General features: G+C 66.8%; 15 protein-coding genes. 5 read left to right on the top strand and 10 right to left on the bottom strand.

Annotation, left to right across the window (positions count from 1 at the left end; translation table 11 throughout):
* Positions 1 to 82: 82 nt before the first annotated feature.
* The 7 genes from J2X98_RS04415 to J2X98_RS04445 all read right to left on the bottom strand — a co-directional run bounded on the left by J2X98_RS04415 (position 83) and on the right by J2X98_RS04445 (position 8,240).
* Positions 83 to 1,114: an o-succinylbenzoate synthase gene (locus J2X98_RS04415; protein WP_307304644.1), complete on the bottom strand. Its 1,032-nt coding sequence runs from the start codon at positions 1,112 to 1,114 to the stop codon at positions 83 to 85.
* Positions 1,115 to 1,144: 30 nt separating this feature from the next.
* Positions 1,145 to 2,605 (bottom strand): aminotransferase class I/II-fold pyridoxal phosphate-dependent enzyme, encoded by a 1,461-nt coding sequence (locus J2X98_RS04420; RefSeq protein WP_307304645.1) that lies wholly within the window; start codon positions 2,603 to 2,605, stop codon positions 1,145 to 1,147.
* 85 nt (positions 2,606 to 2,690) lie between these two features.
* Positions 2,691 to 4,025: an Nramp family divalent metal transporter gene (locus tag J2X98_RS04425; RefSeq protein WP_307304646.1), complete on the bottom strand. Its 1,335-nt coding sequence runs from the start codon at positions 4,023 to 4,025 to the stop codon at positions 2,691 to 2,693.
* Positions 4,026 to 4,122: 97 nt separating this feature from the next.
* Positions 4,123 to 5,139, bottom strand: a complete 1,017-nt coding sequence (gene corA, locus J2X98_RS04430) for a magnesium/cobalt transporter CorA (protein WP_141942967.1) — start codon at positions 5,137 to 5,139, stop codon at positions 4,123 to 4,125.
* Positions 5,136 to 5,630 carry a GbsR/MarR family transcriptional regulator gene (locus J2X98_RS04435; RefSeq protein ID WP_307304650.1) on the bottom strand — a complete coding sequence of 165 codons (495 nt, stop codon included), beginning with the start codon at positions 5,628 to 5,630 and terminating at the stop codon, positions 5,136 to 5,138. Before J2X98_RS04435 ends, corA begins: the two co-directional genes overlap by 4 nt.
* A complete protein-coding gene (locus tag J2X98_RS04440) occupies positions 5,627 to 7,249 on the bottom strand; it encodes an ABC transporter permease (protein ID WP_307304653.1) in 1,623 nt (540 codons plus the stop codon). Before J2X98_RS04440 ends, J2X98_RS04435 begins: the two co-directional genes overlap by 4 nt.
* 1 nt (position 7,250) lies before the next feature.
* Positions 7,251 to 8,240 carry an ABC transporter ATP-binding protein gene (locus J2X98_RS04445; RefSeq protein ID WP_307304655.1) on the bottom strand — a complete coding sequence of 330 codons (990 nt, stop codon included), beginning with the start codon at positions 8,238 to 8,240 and terminating at the stop codon, positions 7,251 to 7,253.
* Between the two features lie 53 nt (positions 8,241 to 8,293).
* On the opposite strand from J2X98_RS04445, the gene J2X98_RS04450 reads away from it, so the two are divergent.
* Both J2X98_RS04450 and J2X98_RS04455 read left to right on the top strand, forming a co-directional pair.
* Complete coding sequence (locus J2X98_RS04450; RefSeq protein ID WP_307304657.1) at positions 8,294 to 9,466, top strand: MFS transporter; 1,173 nt, start codon at positions 8,294 to 8,296, stop codon at positions 9,464 to 9,466.
* Positions 9,467 to 9,502: 36 nt separating this feature from the next.
* Entirely contained in the window at positions 9,503 to 10,408 is a 906-nt protein-coding gene (locus J2X98_RS04455; protein ID WP_307304659.1) for a phosphatase PAP2 family protein, read from the top strand.
* Positions 10,409 to 10,600: 192 nt separating this feature from the next.
* Here the strand turns inward: J2X98_RS04455 and J2X98_RS04460 are convergent, their stop codons facing one another.
* The 3 genes from J2X98_RS04460 to J2X98_RS04470 form a co-directional block, all read right to left on the bottom strand.
* Positions 10,601 to 10,984: a VOC family protein gene (locus J2X98_RS04460; protein WP_307304661.1), complete on the bottom strand. Its 384-nt coding sequence runs from the start codon at positions 10,982 to 10,984 to the stop codon at positions 10,601 to 10,603.
* Positions 10,985 to 11,450: 466 nt separating this feature from the next.
* Positions 11,451 to 12,119, bottom strand: coding sequence for a response regulator (locus J2X98_RS04465; RefSeq protein ID WP_307304664.1), 669 nt, complete (start codon positions 12,117 to 12,119; stop codon positions 11,451 to 11,453).
* Positions 12,112 to 13,755 carry a sensor histidine kinase gene (locus J2X98_RS04470; protein WP_307304666.1) on the bottom strand — a complete coding sequence of 548 codons (1,644 nt, stop codon included), beginning with the start codon at positions 13,753 to 13,755 and terminating at the stop codon, positions 12,112 to 12,114. The genes J2X98_RS04465 and J2X98_RS04470 overlap by 8 nt, the downstream gene beginning before the upstream one ends.
* 186 nt (positions 13,756 to 13,941) lie before the next feature.
* On the opposite strand from J2X98_RS04470, the gene J2X98_RS04475 reads away from it, so the two are divergent.
* The 3 genes from J2X98_RS04475 (at position 13,942) to J2X98_RS04485 (ending at position 16,870) form a co-directional block, all read left to right on the top strand.
* Entirely contained in the window at positions 13,942 to 14,796 is an 855-nt protein-coding gene (locus J2X98_RS04475; RefSeq protein ID WP_307304669.1) for an ABC transporter ATP-binding protein, read from the top strand.
* Positions 14,793 to 15,677, top strand: coding sequence for an ABC transporter permease (locus tag J2X98_RS04480; RefSeq protein ID WP_307304672.1), 885 nt, complete (start codon positions 14,793 to 14,795; stop codon positions 15,675 to 15,677). Before J2X98_RS04475 ends, J2X98_RS04480 begins: the two co-directional genes overlap by 4 nt.
* 77 nt (positions 15,678 to 15,754) lie before the next feature.
* A complete protein-coding gene (locus J2X98_RS04485) occupies positions 15,755 to 16,870 on the top strand; it encodes an ABC transporter substrate-binding protein (protein WP_307304676.1) in 1,116 nt (371 codons plus the stop codon).
* Positions 16,871 to 16,902: the final 32 nt, after the last annotated feature.

Consider the following 16,902-nt stretch of genomic DNA (forward strand, 5'->3'; position numbering starts at 1 on the left):
TGGGGTGGCAACCGCCTCCCCGCGAAGGAATGAACGCGATCGACTGCTGAGTACTTGTCGTTATGGCACCTCAGAACGACATTTACTCAGCAATCGATGGGGTGAGGAGGGCATGGACGCGGCGGAGCCGGTCCAGCCACCAGTCCCGGCGTTCCGCGGGAGCCGCAAACCGCTCAAGCAGCCCGGCGTCGGCGGCAACGTCCCGGAGGCGGATGGCGCCGTCGTCCGCCACCAACGGGTCAAGGGTGATGTCCGATTCGAACAGGGACACCGTTCCCAGGCCGCAGGCGTAAGGCAGTTCGGGAAGGGCGGCAGCGAGCGCCAGGCCGGCGCGGATGCCCACGGACGTGTCCAGGGCGGAGCTCACGACGGCGGGAAGTCCGGCGTGTGCCACGATGTCCAGGGCGCGCCGCACTCCCCCTAGCGGTCCCACCTTCACCACGAGAAGGTCGGCGGCGCCGGCCCGTGCCACCTTGAGGGGGTCGGTTTCCTTGCGGACGCTCTCGTCCGCCGCGATCAGCACGGGTGTCCCGGCGGCCCGCAACAGGGACCGGACCTCTGCCAGACCCTCGATAGACGGGACCGGCTGCTCGGCATACTCGAGCCCCACCGGCGCCAACCGGGTCAGTGACGCCACGGCGCCCGGCACGTCCCAGCCCCCGTTGGCGTCCACACGGATGGCCGCAGCCGGCAGCGCGGCGCGGACCGCATGGACCCGGGCGACGTCGTCGTCCAGCGACTGTCCCTGCTCGGCCACCTTGACCTTCACCGCGTCCACCCGGCCGAACCTGGCCAGCACCTCCGCCACCCGGTCCGCGGAGACGGCGGGCACCGTGGCATTCACGGGAATGCTGTCACGCAGAGGGGCGGGGAAGCCCTGCCACCCTGCCTCGATGGCGGCGGCCAGCCAGCGTGAGGCCTCGGCGTCGCCGTATTCGGGAAACGGGCAAAACTCCCCCCACCCCATGGGGCCGCGGAGCAGGAGGGACTCGCGCTGCATGATGCCGCGGAACTTTACCCTCATGGGCAGGCTCACCACGTGCGCGCCCGCCAGCAGTTCCTCGAGCCGAGGGGCGGGCAAGCCAGGAGCAGGCGGGAGACCGGTGTTGGGCATGCCGTTTACTGTACGCCGGGGACGCCGCCCCTACTCCCGCACCACCCGGATGGTGCCCAGCGACGGATCGGCAGGGTCGGGCAGAACCATGCCCGCCTTCAGCCCCGATTCCAGGTATTCCACGATGGCCTCGTTGATCCGTTCGCCGGGAACAACCACCGGGATACCCGGCGGATACGGGGTGATCTGCTCCGCGGCGATCCGTCCCACAGCCTCCCGTGCCGGCACATCCTCGCGGGGCCCGAAGAAGGCGTCCCGCGGCAGGGCCACGGATTCCAGTTCCAGGTCCGACGGCGAGGGCAGGGAAACCTCCGGAGGGGCCGGAAGTGACGGAGCGGCGTCGATGAGCGCGCGCAACGCCGCCAGCAGCCGCTCTGCGGAGGCGTCGTCGTCGGCCATGGACATGGTTGCCATGATGCGGCGGTGGTCACTGAGCCCCATGTCGATCCGGCAGTTTTCCCGCAGCCAGTCCGCCGCCTGGTAGCCGCTGATCCCCAGCCCCGAAAGGTCCATGAGAATCTGCAGCAGGTCCAGGTCGTGCGAGGATTCCTCGGCGAGGAGCTCGTCCTCGAGCACATGGATCCCGGGGAGCCCGTCGATGTCGCTGCGCAGCCTCTTGGCAAGGTCCAGGGCGTTGCTAAGCAGTTCTTTCCCGTGCTGGACCATCTGGCGGCGCCAGCCATCGATGGCCGAGTACAGGATGGCGTTGGGGCTGGTGGTCATCAACAGGTCCGCGCACTGGGACAGGTGCGCGGCGTCCACCAGGTCCCCCTGGAGGTGGTAGACCGACCCCTGCTCAAAACCGGCACCCATCTTGTGCACCGACACCACGCATACGTCAGCGCCGGCGCTCATCGCCCACGTGGGCAGGCCTTCATGGAAGGGCAGGTGTGCGCCCCAGGCCTCATCAACGATCAGGGGTTTCCCGCGGTCGTGGCATATCTTGGCGATGGCGGCGATGTCCGCGCACGTGCCGTAGGGTGTGGGGCTGACGATCAGCGCGCCGGCGGCATCCGGATACCGCTCCCACATCTCCTCCACGTCCGCGGGGGACGGCGGGTGGGCAATGTGCAGGTTGGGGTCCCAGCGCGGCCGGATCCAGCGCGGCTGGATGCCGGAGAACACCAGCCCGGCGGTGATGGATTTGTGCGCATCGCGGCTGACCAGCAGATCACCTTTGCCGGCGGCCACGGCGATGACGGCTGCCTTCACCGACAGTGAGCTGCCGCAGGTGGAGAAGAAGGCCTGGTCCGCACCCACGGCATCGGCCATGAGCTGTTCAGCCTTCTTCAAATACCCGCCGGATGACGAGCGGTCGTCCAGTCCTGCCGAGGCAAGGACGTCGGCACGAAAAGTGTCCGGCCCCAGGATGTTCCGGACGCGCGGGTCAGCCCCGCGCCCCTGCCGGTGGCCCGGCGGTGTGAAGCCGTAGCGGTCCAACTTGTGGTAGCTGTCCAGTGCGTCCAGCAACGGCGCTTCGTTGTGGTCCATGGTCACTCACTTTCGGTGGGGGGTCGGTCGGGTTTCGTTGCATGCTGCTCGTAAAGGCGGACGACGACGCAGTCCAGCCAGGCGGTCAGGCTCCGGTAAGGGTGGTCCAGACGCCGATGCTGCCGGCCACCAGCATCACTGCCGCCGTGAACCAGCCCAGGGTGGCGGCGAGCCGGCCGTTTTTGTAATCGCCCATGATGGCTTTGTCCCTGGAGATCAGCATGGTGACCACCAGGAACGGGGCCGCAGCGATGCCATTGACGGTGGCGCTGAAGACCAGGAGCCCGATGGGGTCGGTTGAGAAGAAGCTGATGAGGACACCGGCAACCATGCCTACGCCCAGCAGGGCGTAGAACAAGGGGGCGCGCCGGGGGCTGAGGTCAAGGCCCCAGTCCTTGCCCAGCAGGCCGGCGAGTCCGGCTGCGCCGGAGGCGGCCAGCACCGGCACGCCCAGGACGCCCGTGCCGATGAACCCGGCGGCGAACAGGAACGTGGCGGCCGGTCCCACTATCGGTTGCAGGGCTTTGGCCACGTCGGCCGCGGTGTTCACGTCCGTGCCGTCCTTGCCCAGGGTTGCCGCGGTGGCCGCCATGATCGAGAACATCACCAGGACGGAAAAGACCATGCCGATGAAAACGTCCGCCCGCGCTTTCCGCAGGGTATGGGCAGCGGCAGCAGCGTCCGGCCGGTCCTTCAGTCCCACGGCTTCCTCGCCGCCATGTTCCTCCGCCCGCAGTTCCTGCACCCGGTGTGCGCTCTGCCAGAAGAACAGGTAGGGCGAGATGGTGGTGCCCAGGACAGCGACGATCAGGCCCAGGTACTCCGGGGCGAAACTGAATTTCAGTCCCAGCAGGCCCTCCAGCACGTCGGGCCAGTTGACATTGGCAACGAACAGGACCGCCACATACGCAAGCAGCGTGACGCACAGCCATTTGAAGACTTTTGCGATGGCGGCAAACGATCCACTCATGAGCGCAACCGCGATCCCAACCCCGGCGATGGCGCTCCACAGGTGGTCGGGCCCGGCGCCGAGCATCTCCATGCCCTGCCCGATCGCCATCAGGTCCGCCGCCGCGTTGAGGATGTTGCCGACCAGGAGGGCGACGATCAGCACGGCAATCACCACCCGGGGGCGGCGGGAGAACTTGCGCCGGGCCAGCCTGCCCAGGCTCTCGCCGGTGGCCAGCGCCGTGCGGTCGCAGATCTCCTGGACGGCCATCATCATGGGCAGCGTCACCGGCACGGTCCACAGCATTCCGTTGGAAAACGTCGCGCCGGCTTTTGCGTAAGTGGCAATACCCGACGGATCGTCGTCCGCTGCTCCGGTCACCAGTCCGGGACCGAGCAGCGAGCCGAAGCGGCGCAGGCGGGACTTCTGGGGAGGAGGCACTTCCTCAGGCACAACTGCTTTCGACGTCATCCTTATCCTCCCTCATCGGCCTTCAAATACTAAGCAAGCTTAGGATTTAGTAGCCCATAGTAGGGCAAGAAGCTGGGAAGAGGGGATCAGCGCCGTCTTAGATCCACTTGTTGTGCTTGAACGCCAGGTACAGGACGAAACCCATGGCCACCATCAGGCCCAGCGCATAGGGGTAGCCATACGTCCACGTCAGTTCGGGCATATTGGTGAAGTTCATGCCGTAGATGGACGCCACCAGTGTGGGAGCAAAAAGGATGGCAGCCCAGGAGGATATGCGCTTCACCTGCTCATTCTGCTCAAAGCTGGACTCGGTCATGCGCTGCATCTCATCGTTTTGCCGCTGGGCCACCAGGGCCGCGTTGACGGCGAGCGCGTTCTGGAGCAGGGCCCGGAAGGAGGCTACGCGCTCGTTGAGCCGGATTACGTGGTCCAGGACATCCCGGTAGTGGTCCCGAAGCTCGCCGGCCTGCTCGCGGTCCGGGGTTCCGGCCATCAGGGCCTGCAGGATTCCCGAGAGCGGACTCGTGGCCCGCTGGAAGATAATGACCTGGCGGGACAGTTCGTAGATCCTGCGGGAAACGTCCGGATCGGCCCCGAACAGGTCGTCCTCGATTTCGTCGATGTCGTTCTCCAGGCCGGCCACAACCGGCTCGTATTCATCCACCACCTGGTCCAAAATCCCGTACAGCACGGCGTCCGGCCCCAGGGCCAGGAACTCCGGCATGGACTCCATGCGCCGGCGGACCTTGGCCAGGTCCGGGGACTCGGCATGCCTGACGGTGACCACGTACTCGTCGCCGGCAAAAACGTGGATCTCGCCGAAGTCCACTTTCTCCTCGTCGTCGCGGTACCGGGCGGGGCGCAGCACCAGGAACAGGCACTCGCCGTAGTGCTCCAGCTTGGCCCGCTGGTGGCCGGCAAGGGCGTCCTCAACGGCCAGGGCGTTGAGATCGAATTCCTCCCCCACGGACTGCAGTTCCTCCGGGTCGGGCCGGTACAGGCCTATCCATGCCATTCCCTCGCGCTGGCGGAGCAGGAAGTAGGTCTCGTCCAGGTCCTCCGGGTCCTCGGTACGCAGTCCGTTGACGTAGACCGCGTTGTCGATGATGGTCATTGCCCGCCCTCCCGCTCGCGTTCCCAGTCGTCCAGCAGTGCCGGCAGCCGGGAGTTGAGGAAGCGGTAGAACCGCGCCATTTCCGCTACCCGTTTGCGTGCCGGCGAGCCTTCGGGGAGGGTTCCGGCTGTGGCGTCCGTCAGTTCCGCGAGTTTGTCGTAGATGGGACTGTTCCGCATGGACACCACGTACCACTCATCCTCGTGCAGGGCGTAGAGGTCGCGGCGGCTGCCCGGTTGGGAGACGCGGTGGACGAACCCAACAGTCTGCAGGTAGCGCACGGCCCCTGACACGGCGGCGGCGCTGGCGCCCAGCCGCTCCGCGAGTTCGGCGGCGGTAAGGCTCCCCTGTTCCGAGGACACCAGCGCCAGCAGCGTCCGTGCCGGCATCTTGGGGAAGCCGGCCGCGGCGAAGGCGGCAGCAGTCCTTTCAGCAGCGGCGGCGGTCAGTTCCGGAGTCTGCGTATCGGCCACGCCCGTGTCCGCGCTCATTCCGAGGCAACCTCCCGCCGCCGCATCATTGCAACCGCCAGCGCGCCTGCAGCGGCGGCAATCATCAGCATCCACCACGCACCGCTCCAGTCCGTGGCAGCCCCCCGCGGGACCGGTGTATGGGCGAATGGGGACAGGTCGCGCAGGCTTTGGTCGATGCCCAGCATGGCCCCCAGGATTCCCAACACCACGCCAAGGGCCAGCAGCGCCCAGCCGGCGGCGATGGTAGCGACGGGCCAGAGAACGAACACCAGGGCCGGTACCGACAGGTAGATCAGCGCCGCCGGCAGCTGGGCCACGGCGGTCTGCCAGAGCGCATCTGCCGGCATGGTCCCGTCACCGGAGCCGGCGAGCGTGGCCCAGGCCCCGACGCCGGCCAGTCCCACCACCAGCACCACGGCTGCTGCGCCCAGCACCAGGTACCCGGCCAGCCAGCGGACCCGCCCCACCGGGGCGGACAGCAGGAGTTCGGCGGTTCCGGCCGCTTCCTCCTGGCGCAGCCTGATGACGGCCTGGAGTGCGCAGGCCGCGGCCAGGACCCCGGCCATGGAGAACAGCACCGAAACCATGAGCTGGGTGAGCGAGGCCCCCTGGGACTGGAGCATGGCGCGCAGCATGGCGGTGATGTTGGTGTCCGGGGTGTCGACGGCGGCAATGGCCTTTCCCAGTGAGCCCGCCAGCAACCCCAGGGCCAGCCCGCTCAGGCCCCAGCCAATGATGGAGCCCGCCTGCAGCCGCAGGGCAAGGGCCACCGGGCTTCGAAGTCCGGGACGTGCGGCGGCTCGTCCCGGCCTGGTGCCCCACACGCTGGCCGCGCTGTCCCGGGTGCGGAGGATCACCCACGCTCCCCCAAGGCAGGCGGCGCCCAGCGCGAGTGGCAGCAGCAACGGCCAAGCCCTGTCTCCCGAGAAGGCGAACGTCTGCTGGCCCCAGCCGATGGGAGAGAACCAGCTGGCAGCCCCCTCGGTCATGGTGGTCCCGCTGGCACCCGGCGTTCCCGTGGCGTCCCCGATCCCACGGAGCACGTAGGCCAGGACCACCACGGCAGCGGACACGCCGTTGGCGCCGCGGGAGGTCCCCATGAACTGGGCCACCAGCAGTCCCACGCCAAGGAAGGCGAGGCCGACGACGCCCGTTGCGGCTCCGGCTGTCAGGGAACCATGGGGCTCCAGCCCCTGCGACATGAAGCCGCCGTAGACCGCGAGTGCCACGAGGAGGTTGGCGGTGATGCCATGGAGCAGGGTGGCGGTGTTGGGGAGCAGGCGGCCCGCGGGAGTAGAAGCGACCAGTTCCGCTGCACCGGTTTCCTCGTCCGCCCGGGTGTGGCGCACCGCCAGGAAGGTGCTCATCAGGCCGGCCAACAGTGCCAGGAACGCATAGATCAGGAAGAAGGTGAAGGCCCCCTGGTCCGCGCCGCGGGGCAGCCCGCGCAGCATCAGGATGGCGGGGGTTGCGATGGCCACCTGCAGGATCTCGGTACGGCTGGCCACGCTGCCGTAGGTCTGGGTGACAGCGGCGGCTGCGAACAGCGCGAAGGCTCCGATGGCCACCACCCAGCTGAGCAGCTGCCAGCGGTCCCGGCGCAGCCGTTGCCCCCACAGGACCAGGAGGACCGCCATTTCAGCTCCGCCCCCTCGCGCCCAGCAGGTGCCGGCGCCCGCCATGGTTGCCTTCAGCCACCGGCTGGGCCGGGGCTCCGGCGCTGACGGACGCATCCCCGTAGTGCCGCAGGAACAGCTCCTCCAGCGACGGCGGCACGATGGTCAGGCCCTGCACGCCCAAGGCGCCCAGGGCGGGGAGCACTTCCGCAATCCGGTCCGAATCGGCGCTGAACCGGACCCTGCCGGCGTCGACGGCCAGGTCGTGCACCGCGGCAAGGCGGGCCAGGGCCTCCGGCTCCAGGCCGTCCGCGGCGAACGAGACCTCGGATCTGGTGAGGTGGCGCAGGGACTCCAGCGTGCCGCCGTCGACAATCCTGCCGGCACGGATGATGCTCACCCGGTGGCACAGCACTTCCACCTCGGACAGGATGTGGCTGGAGAGCAGCACGGTGGCCCCGCGGTCGACGGCGGCCAGCAGCTCCCCGCGGAAGACCTCCTCCATCAGGGGGTCAAGGCCGCTGGTGGGCTCGTCCAGCAGGTACAGCTCGGCTTCGGTGGCAAGGGCTGCGATCAGGGCCACCTTTTGCCGGTTGCCCTTGGAATAGGCGCGCCCCTTCTTGGCGGGGTCGAAGTCGAACACCCGGCACAGGCGGTCCTTGCGGCGCCGGTAGGCGGGGCCGTCCGCCGTACCGCCGCGCAGCCGGGAGAGCAGGTCAATGGTTTCGCCGCCGGAAAGATTGGGCCAGAGCCGGACGTCGCCGGGAACATAGGCCAGCCGCCGGTGCAGCTCTGCCGCCTGCGTCCACGGCTCGAAGCCAAGAACGCTAACGGACCCGGACGTCGCCCTGGCGAGGCCCAGGAGAACGCGGAGGGTGGTGGACTTCCCGGCCCCGTTGGGCCCCAGGAAGCCATGGATTTCGCCGCTCCTGACCTCCAGGTCCAGTCCGTCCAGGGCCCGGACCTGACCGAAGTGCTTATGCAGGTTTGCTGTCTGGACAACCGCGTTCATCCTTCAAGTCTTCGAAGTTTTCACAATTTTGTGAAGGTACTAAAGTCCCACCTATGACCCCCGACAACCCGACGCCCGGCGCGCAGGCCACGGCGCCTCTCTATGCGGCAGGGTTCGTCACCGCGTTCGGGGCTCACAGCATCGCCGCAGGTCTGGGCGCGCAGAGCGGCAACATCGGCCTGACCCTGCTCAACCTCGGTATCCTGCTGGCCCTTTACGACGTGGCGGAGGTGTTCCTGAAGCCGGTCTTCGGAGCGCTCAGCGACCGCGTCGGAACCAAGCCTGTCGTCGTCGGCGGACTCGTTGCCTTCGCCGCGCTGTCCCTGATTGGTTTGGGGGCGGCGGACCCCCTGGTCCTTGCCCTGGCCAGGCTGGGACAGGGTGCGGCCGCCTCGGCGTTTTCACCGGCGTCATCAGCGATGGTGGCCAGGATGGCCCGGGGCGGCAAGGCTGGGACCTACTTTGGCCGCTACGGATCGTGGAAGAGCCTGGGCTACATCGTCGGGCCGCCGCTGGGAGCCGGGCTGATCCTGGCCGGCGGCTTCCCGCTGCTGTTCGGCACGCTGTCGGCGCTGGCGGCCGTGACTGCGCTGTGGGTGCTGGTGTCCGTGCCGCACCTGGCGCCGCTGCCCCGGAAACGGTATACGGTGATGGACCTCGCCCGCCAGGTGGGCGAACGCCGTTTCCTGGTGCCCACGCTGGTGCTGGCCGCCTCGACGGGCGCCCTGGGCGCCGCCGTCGGCTTCCTCCCGGCGCTGGCCACGCGGCACGGCATGGATGCCTTCGCGGGCACGGCCGCGGTCAGCGTGGTGGCGCTGGGTTCCGTCCTGACCCAGCCGTGGATCGGCAGGCTGCGGGACCGGAACGCCGTCACCGACAATAGAGGCGCGACGACGGGCCTGCTGCTGATTGCCGCCGGCATCGGACTGGTGGCCGCCGCCCCCGGCGTGGTCACCATCTTCCTGGCCGCGGCGTGCATAGGAACCGGCATCGGCGCGGTGACGCCGCTCGGTTTCGCCCACCTGGCGGACACCACGCCACCCGAGCGGATGGGCCGCACCATGGGCTCCGCGGAACTGGGCCGGGAACTGGGCGACGCCGGCGGACCCCTGCTGGTGGGCGGCATCGCCACGGCCACGGCGCTACCGTTCGGGCTGGCCGCCCTGGCGCTGCTGGTGGCCGCCGCAAGCATCCCCCGCCTGGACCCGGTCAAGCCCGCTTCCTGAGCAGCCTTCCAGTTTTTTGTGTCACCCTTAACCGCGATGACTTCTTCACGGCAACTGCCCACCAGGACTCTGGCCCGCCCCGCCCCGGGCTCGGCGTTCCTGTTCGTGCTGTCCACCGTGGCGTGCATTGCGGGCCTGGTTGCCACCTACTGGTTCTTTGTCCAGACGGCCACCGGACAGTTCATCGATGAGTCGGCCCTGGTGGAAGCCGTGGACATCCATGGGCCTGCCGGCAAGGCTGCCACCCAGTTCCTCGATTGGCTGCCCACCATCTCGCTGGTGATGGCCGCCGTCGTGGTGCTGTTCGTCACGGTGATCCGGCGGCACTGGGCAGAGGCAGGGATTGCCGTGGCCGCCTGCATAGCGGCCAACGTGGCCACCCAGGTCCTGAAGGACCTGCTGCCGCCGCGCCCGGACAAAGGCGTACTGACGCTGGAACTGAACTCGCTGCCCTCCGGGCACACCACCCTGGCGGCGTCCGCTGCGGCCGCCGTGTTCCTCATGGCGTCCCCGCGCTGGCGCCCCATGGCGGGCTTCGTCGGGGGGACCTTCGCCATCGCCTCGGGAGCGTCCACCCTGATCAACCAGTGGCACCGCCCGGCCGACGTGGTGGCTGCCTTCCTGCTGGTGGGGGCCTTCATGATTCCGGCCGGCTGGCTGATCCTCCGCCGCGGCTCCTGGAACGAGTGGGACGGGTTTGGCCAACACCTCGGCTCTGCCCGGATCTGGCTCGCGCTGCCGGTGCTGATCGGGCTCGCCTCGGCCGGCGTCGCGGTGTATTCGCTGATCAGGATCGCGCCAAGCCCCTGGCAGGAGACCAGCACCACCAACTACTTCTGGGCCGGGATCTCACTGATTGTGATCGCGGGCTACCTGGCCACCGTTGCCACTACGTCATTGTTCGCGTTTGCGGCGCGACGGCGGGACGCGCCGCGCCTCTGACCGGTCACCCCGGGTTGGGTATCACCGCTGGGCTGGCACGAGAAATGCTCCGCGCAGGGAAATCCTGATCAGACCTTGAGCGAATTGAACCCGGCAGCTTGAGCCGCGGTGTGAATAGTTACAGGTGCCCGGGCGGCGTCTTGAAGCAGGCGCCGCCGGGTACTCCCTCCCGCGTCATACCTCGATCCAGCCTTACGGCAGGGGATCCAGCCGCTTGCGCAGGAGGCAGAACTCATTGCCTTCCGGATCCTGCAGGACGTGCCACTGCTCGTCCCCGGTCTGCCCTACATCAGCCGGCCGCGCTCCAAGAGCCAGCAGGCGTTCCAGTTCGGCATCCTGGTCCCGGTCCACGGGGTTGACGTCGATGTGCAGCGGAAGCCGCCCCGTCCGTGGATTGCTGCTGGGGCTCAGGAAGATCGTTGGCTGCGCTCCCCCGAATCCGGCGTCCGGCGGCCCGATCTCAATCGCGCCGTCCTCCCGGTCGAGCTCCACGTAGCCAAGGACGCCGCACCAGAACCGCGCCAGCAGCTCGGGGTCTGAGCAGTTCAGGACCAGTTCGCTGATTCGGCATGACATGGTGCCAGTGTACGGAAGGGCTACAGCTGCCTGCCGCGGGACACGGAAGCGACGCGCACCCCCCGCCGACGCGGATATTCGTCCTCGAGCAGCCTGTTACTTTTCGCGGCCCGCATGCCGGCAGCGGAAATGCACCTGCGCGTCGGAAATGAAGATGTGGATCGCCAGCTCGGCGGGAGACGGTGCCACTGCATGGGGGGAGGCAGCGGCACCTTCTTCCGCCGAGCTGGCCGGAGGAATCAGGGGCTATAGGCTTGGCGGCCTGTGCCTGGAGTGCTGTTCTTCATCGTGGATACCCGGACTTTTATGGGTTCGGTTTGTCCAGCTGCGGACAACAATGCCCGGGCAACCTCAGGACGCGAGGGGGTAAAGAGTCAACAAATGCTCAAGGTATTTGAAATTTCAAGCAGTTCTGGGCTGCGCTGATACCGGAAGGCGCCGACTGGGCAGCCCGGGTGCCCGCGGCTCAGGAAACCGTGTAGGAGTTCAGCGGCCTGCCCGTGCTGCCGTAAGTGAGGTCCAGGACCAGGAGGCCCTTGCGTTCCAGGGTGCTCAGGTAGCGCTGGGCCGTTGGCCGGCTGACCCCGAGCTGCTCGGCTATTTCGGCGGCATTGACGGGCCTGCGTGCTGCCCGGACGGCGTCGAACACTTTCTGCATTGTTGGCTGCAGGCGCGGTGCCGGGGCCGCAGCCTTGATCCCTGCCAGCCGCGCTTTGTACAGGTTGTCGATCGTTGCCTGGTTTGCCGTCGACACCGATTCCAGCTCTTCCCGCCACTTCCGGTAGGCCTCCAGCTGGGTACGAAGGCGCTCGAAACCGAACGGTTTGACCAGGTAGTAGACGGCTCCGCTGGCCATCGCGGACTTCACCGTTGCCAATTCCTGGGCGGCCGTGATCACGATGCAGTCAACCTGCGTGCCGGCCGCCTGCAAAGACCGCAGGAAGGAAAGCCCGTCTTCGTCCGGCAGGTGGATGTCCAGCAGGAGCAGGTCCGGGTCCAGGCGCCCAATTGCCTCGCGCGCGGCGGCCGCGCTGTACACCTGGCCCACGCACTCGAACCCCTCCACCCGCGCCACCCGGGAAGCATGAATGCCCGCAACCCGGAAATCGTCGTCCACTACGAGCGTCTTAATCAACGCGTGCGCTCCTGTCGTCAACCGTTGCCTGCGTCTTTGCCGGCAGCCATACCTCAAAGTTACCGCCCGGCCCTGGGAACACATCCAGCGTTCCACCTGCCCTGCGCACAATCCTGCTCACCAGGGCAAGCCCGATGCCCCGCCGCATTCCCGGCCGGGAGTCCTTGGTGGAGTACCCGTCCACCATCACCTGGTCGATCTTGTCCGCCGGGACGCCGGGCCCGTTGTCCCTGACGGCAATGAAGACCCCGTCCGCGTCGTCGAACTGCACCGTCACCACGCGCGGCCTGGGCGTATTGGCGAGCGCATCCACAGCATTGTCCAGGAGGTTCCCCACAATGGTCACCAGCTCTGCGTGATCCACTTCCGGATGTTCCAAACGGGAGTCCTCGGTCACTTCCATCTGCACGTCCTGTTCGGCGGCAACCGCCACCTTGGCCAGCAGCAGCGCCGCGAGCTCCGGCGGGGCGATGGTGGCGCGCAGCCGTTCACCCAGCGACCTGGACATCGCTGACACCTGCGAGACATACCTCTTGGCCTGCTCCAGGTCCCCCATCTCCAGCAGCCCGTCAACAATATGGAGCCGGTTGGCGTACTCGTGTTCCAGGGCCCGCATCGCTTCCATCAGGCCCTGGATGGAATGCAGGTCCCGCACCAGGCTTTCGATCTCGGTGCGGTCCCGCAGCGTGACCACGGAACCGATGCTGCGGCCTGCGGTGGAGACGGGCATGCGGTTGACAACCAGCAGGGCGTCATCGGTCAGCGCCACCTGGTCGGCCCCCGGGAGCCCGCCCGCGAGCAGGTCCCGGAGCCGGCCGTGCGGCAGCAGATCTGCAATGGGCTTCCCCAAAGCTTCCCCCTCCAGGTGGAGGAGGCGCCGGGCCTCCTCATTGATCACTGTCACCTTGCCGTGGTCATCGAGCCCGACGACGGCCTCACGGATACCGTGCAGCAGCGCCTCCCGTTCCTGCAACAGGGAGGCGATCTCGGCCGGCTCCAGGTCGAAGGTGACACGTTTGATCCGGCGTGAAAGCAGCAGCGACCCCGCCACCCCCAGGGCCAGGACCAGCGCGGAGAATCCCGTGATCAGCCAGATGTTCTGCAACTGGTTACTGAGGACCTGCGTGTCCTCGATACCCACCGACACCTGGCCTATCACCGAGCCGTCCGCACCGAAGACAGGAGCCTTGGCGTTGGCGGACCGGCCAAGGCTGCCGGGGTCGAAACCAACGTGGGTTTGACCGTCCAGGACCGCCACCGGTTCCTCCAGCCTGCGCCCGATCAGGCTTGGGTCGGGGTGCGAGAAGCGCGTGCCCTCTGTATCGGTCACCACCACGTAGTCAGGCCGGGCGGCAGTCATGACCTGACGGGCGATTCCATTGATGACGTGGTCAGGGTCCCCGGCCGGGAGGGCGGAGCGGATTTCCGCCATCTGCGCGGTGGTTGTCGCAATGCCCAGCGCCCGCAGCTGGTACTGCTGGTCCAGGGTCTGGTTGCTGACCATCGAAAACAGGAAGCCACCCAGAGCCACCGTGAAGAGCAGCAGCGACAGCGAGGCCAGGAGGATTTGGGCTGTCAGCGTGGAAAATCGCCGACCTGTCCGGAACCGCCGCCGGGCCCAGGATCCCTGGCTCATTCCGGCCCCTGCTGAAGGGTTTTGATTGGGGAGCAGAAAATGCACAAAACGTGCACTTTTGCGGCTAAAGCACACATCTTACTGAAGTCTTTCTGGCCGGAATGATCACTTCCTAAGCTTCACACAGTTCCAGTGATGCACATCACGAACCTGAACTACATGAACAGAAGACAGCGAGGTCTTGCAATGAAGACACCCCACACAGCCCGGCCGCCCGGCCTGCCCCATATAGCCGGAGAAGGCGCCCGCATTGAGGTCACGGGCCTGACCAAGCGCTACCTCACGCCGAAGGGCGAGACCTTCACCGCCATCAGGGACGTGAGCATGACGGTCGAAGCCGGGCAGTTCTGCTCCATCGTCGGACCGACTGGGTGTGGCAAATCCACCACCCTGGCCCAGGTCTCCGGCCTTGAGCACCCCAGCGCGGGATCGGTGAAGGTCGGCGGAAACCTGGTCGAAGGCATCACCAACGGTGTGAGCTATATGTTCCAGGCAGATGCGCTGTTTCCCTGGAAGAGCGTCCTCAGCAACGTCATGATGGGGCCCATCCTGCTGGGAATGCCAAAGCGGGAGGCCACCGACCTTGCCCGGGACTGGCTGCGCCGTGTTGGGCTGGCCGGATTCGAGGACCGCTACCCGCACCAGCTCTCGGGCGGCATGCGCAAGCGCGTCGCCATGGCGGCTGCCCTGATCAACAATCCCCGGATCCTGCTCATGGATGAGCCGTTCGGAGCACTGGATGTGCAGACCAAGGCCATCATGCAGAACGAACTCCTCAAGCTGTGGGAGGAACTGCGCCCGTCGGTCCTGTTCATCACCCATGACCTGGACGAGGCCGTGGCACTCTCCGACCGGGTGGTCATCATGACCAGCAGCCCCGGTTCCATCAAGGACGTCTTCGACATCGACCTCCCCCGGCCCCGCGGCAACGTCCAGGAAATCCGCCACGAGGAGCAGTTCCTTGACCTGCAGGGCCGCATCTGGGAATCCCTCAAGGATGAGGTCACGCGCGCGTACGCACTGACGGCAGGTGCGGCATGACGGCACTTACCCACAATGAAACGCGCAAAGGCGAAAAAGCAGTGGACACAGAGGCAGCAGCGAAGGATGCGGGCCGGCTGAAAGCGCGCCGCCGCTCCACGTCCATCTGGATTGGCCGGATAGCCCTCGCCGTCGCGGTGGTCGGCGGCTGGCAATGGTTCACCACCGAAGGGTGGGTGGATAAGTTCTTCTTCGGCCAGCCATCCGAGATCTGGGACAGCCTGGTCCGGCTCTTCACTGAAGGCACGGCCTTCGGCACCATCTGGGAGAACCTGGGGGTCACTGCACAGGAGGCGTTCCTGGGTTTCCTGCTCGGAACCACCGTGGGCGTGGTTCTGGGCATCCTCCTGGGCTCCAACAAATACCTGTCCGCCGTCGTGGGCCCCTACATCAGGATCGTGAACTCCATTCCGCGCATCGTGCTCGGCTCGATCTTCATCGTGGCATTCGGCCTGGGCGTCTTCCCGAAAATCCTGCTCGCGGCCGTGCTGGTCTTCTTCGTCGTGTTCTTCAACGCCTTCCAGGGCGTCCGCGAGGTGGACCAGAACCTGGTGGCGAACGTCCGGGTACTGGGAGCCTCGCCCTACCAGGTGGCGATGCACGTAACCATCCCGTCCGCCATGACGTGGATTATCGCCAGCCTCCATACGGCCTTCGGCTTCGCGATCATCGGCGCCCTCGTTGCCGAGGTGCTCGGCGCACAGAAAGGAATAGGCCTCATCATCAGCCAGGCACAGGGAACGTTCGACCCCAACACTGTCTTCGCCTGCATGGTGATCATCGCCGTCGTCACCCTGTTTGCCGAATCCCTGATCAACATGCTTGAGCACAGGCTCCTCAAGTGGCGTCCGCCGAACCGCTCGGAGGCCCAGGCAATCTGAGCCCGGAACAGCCTTCCCCCCGCAGTACCAAGAAAAAACATGTCCCTGACGGGACCAACAAAAGGATGCGTACAACAATGATGATGAAGCGCCCTATCTTTGCCGCCGCAGCTGCCGGAGCCGTTGCCCTCAGCCTGGCAGCGTGCGGCAACAGCACCACCCCCGCAGCCAGCGGCGGTTCTGCAAGCGGAAGTGCCTCCGCTGACAGCAGCACCATGCCCACAGTGAAAATGATGGTGGGCGGCATCGACAAGCAGATCTACCTCCCCTACCAGTTGGCGCAACAGCTGGGCTACTACGAGAAGTATGGGGTCAAGATGGAACTCTCCACCGAGCAGCAGGGCGGCGTTGGTGCTGAGGAAGCCATGGCGTCCGGACAGGTGGATATGGCCGGAGCCTGGTACATCCACACCGTGGACTTCCAGGCCAAGGGCAAGAAGGTCACCAACCTCATCCAGCTGTCCGGCGCCCCCGGCGAGCGCATCATGTGCAGCCCCAACGCCAATGTCCACTCCGGCGCCGACCTCAAGGGCAAGACCGTCGGCGTGACGGACCTCGGCTCAGGGACTGACGAGCTCACCCAGTTCATCGCGTCCAAGGCCGGCCTGTCCAAGAACGATTACCACACCATTGCCGTGGGCGCCGGTGCCACGGCCATCGCCGCCATCCAGCGCGGCTCCGCGGACTGCGTGATGACCACCCAGCCGACGGTCGGCGCGTTGGAATCGAAAAACCTGGCGGTCCCGGCCATTGACCTTGCGTCGGCGGACGGCGCCAAAGCGGCCCTTGGCAGCACGCTGCCGTCGGCGGGTTTGCTCGCCCAGACCGACTGGGTGAACAGCCACCAGGATGAAGCCCAGAAGGTAGTGGACGCGCTGGTGGACACCATGCATTGGATCAGCACCCACTCAGCCCAGGAAATTGCGGACAAACTGCCACCGGCCTTCGTCCAGAACAGCACCATCAGCAAGGACGATTACGTCAAGGCCCTCGACCAGGACAAGGGCCAGTTCCTCCCGGACGGCATCATGCCCGCCGGTGGCCCGAAGACAGTGTTCGATGAGGAGAAGACCATCGGGGTGGACACGTCCAAGGTCAACATCGCCGACACGTTCGACCAGAAGTACGCGCTGGCGGCACTCAAGCTTGAGGGCTACACGGCTACCACCACCCCCGCAGGTACCGACGGCTAGGAAAGCCCAAAAATGATAGGCCGTGCTCCCCC

This window comes from Pseudarthrobacter enclensis, from assembly GCF_030811655.1.
Classification (GTDB): domain Bacteria; phylum Actinomycetota; class Actinomycetes; order Actinomycetales; family Micrococcaceae; genus Arthrobacter; species Arthrobacter enclensis_A.

Excerpts from the sequence above, each read along its gene's own strand:
- J2X98_RS04415 (WP_307304644.1), bottom strand. The coding sequence starts at position 1,114 with ATGCCCAACACCGGTCTCCCGCCTGCTCCTGGCTTGCCCGCCCCTCGG.
- J2X98_RS04420 (WP_307304645.1), bottom strand. The coding sequence starts at position 2,605 with ATGGACCACAACGAAGCGCCGTTGCTGGACGCACTGGACAGCTACCAC.
- J2X98_RS04425 (WP_307304646.1), bottom strand. The coding sequence starts at position 4,025 with ATGACGTCGAAAGCAGTTGTGCCTGAGGAAGTGCCTCCTCCCCAGAAG.
- corA (WP_141942967.1), bottom strand. The coding sequence starts at position 5,139 with ATGACCATCATCGACAACGCGGTCTACGTCAACGGACTGCGTACCGAG.
- J2X98_RS04435 (WP_307304650.1), bottom strand. The coding sequence starts at position 5,630 with ATGAGCGCGGACACGGGCGTGGCCGATACGCAGACTCCGGAACTGACC.
- J2X98_RS04440 (WP_307304653.1), bottom strand. The coding sequence starts at position 7,249 with ATGGCGGTCCTCCTGGTCCTGTGGGGGCAACGGCTGCGCCGGGACCGC.
- J2X98_RS04445 (WP_307304655.1), bottom strand. The coding sequence starts at position 8,240 with ATGAACGCGGTTGTCCAGACAGCAAACCTGCATAAGCACTTCGGTCAG.
- J2X98_RS04450 (WP_307304657.1), top strand. The coding sequence starts at position 8,294 with ATGACCCCCGACAACCCGACGCCCGGCGCGCAGGCCACGGCGCCTCTC.
- J2X98_RS04455 (WP_307304659.1), top strand. The coding sequence starts at position 9,503 with ATGACTTCTTCACGGCAACTGCCCACCAGGACTCTGGCCCGCCCCGCC.
- J2X98_RS04460 (WP_307304661.1), bottom strand. The coding sequence starts at position 10,984 with ATGTCATGCCGAATCAGCGAACTGGTCCTGAACTGCTCAGACCCCGAG.
- J2X98_RS04470 (WP_307304666.1), bottom strand. The coding sequence starts at position 13,755 with ATGAGCCAGGGATCCTGGGCCCGGCGGCGGTTCCGGACAGGTCGGCGA.
- J2X98_RS04475 (WP_307304669.1), top strand. The coding sequence starts at position 13,942 with ATGAAGACACCCCACACAGCCCGGCCGCCCGGCCTGCCCCATATAGCC.
- J2X98_RS04480 (WP_307304672.1), top strand. The coding sequence starts at position 14,793 with ATGACGGCACTTACCCACAATGAAACGCGCAAAGGCGAAAAAGCAGTG.
- J2X98_RS04485 (WP_307304676.1), top strand. The coding sequence starts at position 15,755 with ATGATGATGAAGCGCCCTATCTTTGCCGCCGCAGCTGCCGGAGCCGTT.